The following is a 1,767-nucleotide window of genomic DNA, read 5'->3' on the forward strand; positions in this document are numbered from 1 at the left end:
TCTTTCGGCTGACAGCTGTTCGCGTAGCGTGCGCGTAGCGCATATGCTTACCTACTAGGTAATAGATAACTGACCCGACTATACTTGAGTTTATTTGTTTGTGCAAGCCTCCTCATTTTTCAATGGTTTAAACTAGGTTACCCTGCACAAAACTCCCATGGGTAATCACAATCTCCTCTCGACCTGAACCATCCCCTGGTATGACAACCATCCGACTATCACCATCACTGAGGCAAAGCCAAACAAAAACCAGAAATGAGACTCGATTTCCACCAAACCATTCCCATCAGCCCATACTCCTAGCAAGGCTTCGTTCATATGATAAATTGGGTTAAACTTAGCGATTTCCAGTAACTGTTCCGGAAACAAAGCAGTTGGTAAAAATGCACCCCCCAAAATTAATAGAGGTACACCGAAGGTTCCCACTAAGGCATTAACGTCCTCAGTCCGCCGCGCTAATTGAGTTCCCAGAAAAAATCCCACTCCCACATAAGCAATAATACTCAGGAAAATAATCAATACCCCTAGCAATACGGAACCTTGAAACCTTGCCCCCAAAAATGCTGCTATGGTATAAACCACTAAGGCTTGACCTGTACCAATGCAGCTGTGAGCCAAAAAAATTCCTAAGAAATAGGATATGCCGCCTAATGGAGAGAGAAATAAACGCTTGAGCATGTGCTGTTCTCGTTCTGAGACTACCGTGGCGACGCTACCCCCCAAGCAGCTAAAAAACAAAGCAGCACCCACAAGAGTAGTTGGGGCAGCACGTTCAAATGCTTCAGCGGTTGATAGCTGAGCCTGTTCTGCCATAATTAAACCGTTGAGAAATAGCACAGTAATTGGAAAAATACTCCAAAATAATAGGCTACGCTGCCTTCGCCATAGTTCAATCAAGATTCGCTGTGCTACAGCACAGGTTTCCCGCCAATATTTCATAATTACAGCAGTTTTCAATGGGGTTAGGTACAGATTCTTGGGTTTTAGGGAACAGGGAACAGAGAATAGGCAAGAGGCAAGAGGCACCCACCCCTAAACCCTCCCAGGAGGGGAAGGCAAGAGGCAAGAGGCAAGATGGAAAACAATTTTTGCACCTCACTAGGCAAGTAAAAAATTTCAACTTTCAACTTTCAACTTTCAACTTTTAACTTTTAACTTTCAACTTTCAACTTTTAACTTTTAACTTTCAACTTTTAACTTGAACGCCAGAAGGAAGATTTTTGTGTTTATCTTACCTATCGTCTATCGATTACAAACAGCGTATCAAGGTCTCTGAGATAATAAAGAGCAAAGCAAGCTGCTAACATTGGCCATGCAGCAAAAAATAGCAAGTTCGGATCAGTAAAGGGGCTTAGATATTGCTGATAAGATGAGAGAGTTGATACCCCATGAAATACTAATACGCTACCATAAGTAAATCGTTTTTTCCACCCTAGTAAAAATCCGATGATGATGACTAACTGGATAGCGCCAATAATAATAAAAATGCTGTTACCGAGTCCACTAATAAAGTAAAAGTTTTCATAGACTGCAGCTGCATGTTCAGGACGCACGAATTTATCTATGGTCCACATCAGCATTACTATAAAAACACTGAGGCGCAGTAGAAACAAAACTAGGAGAATTCGATTAGATGCTCTCATCTTTCTACCTCCTTGGAGACTCCCGTTATACCCGCAGGGTTAACGGTGAGAGGTTCATGAGGACAGAATCTAGTTTGTATAAGCATAACCATCCTTTCTGTGAATAAATCGACAATATTTGTGA

At 42.0% G+C, this 1,767-nt stretch carries 2 protein-coding genes; both read right to left on the bottom strand.

Annotated features, from left to right (window positions below; all coding sequences use genetic code 11):
• Positions 1-165 precede the first annotated feature (165 nt).
• Complete coding sequence (locus F6K52_RS35915) at positions 166-1,026, bottom strand: ABC transporter permease (protein ID WP_364421443.1); 861 nt, start codon at positions 1,024-1,026, stop codon at positions 166-168.
• Between the two features lie 209 nt (positions 1,027-1,235).
• Complete coding sequence (locus F6K52_RS35920) at positions 1,236-1,643, bottom strand: hypothetical protein (protein WP_293089934.1); 408 nt, start codon at positions 1,641-1,643, stop codon at positions 1,236-1,238.
• Between the last annotated feature and the right edge of the window lie 124 nt (positions 1,644-1,767).

The organism is Moorena sp. SIO3H5 (assembly GCF_010692395.1).
Classification (GTDB): Bacteria; Cyanobacteriota; Cyanobacteriia; order Cyanobacteriales; family Coleofasciculaceae; genus Moorena.

Coding starts and splice junctions, on each gene's coding strand:
- F6K52_RS35920 (WP_293089934.1), bottom strand. CDS start 1,643: ATGAGAGCATCTAATCGAATTCTCCTAGTTTTGTTTCTACTGCGCCTC.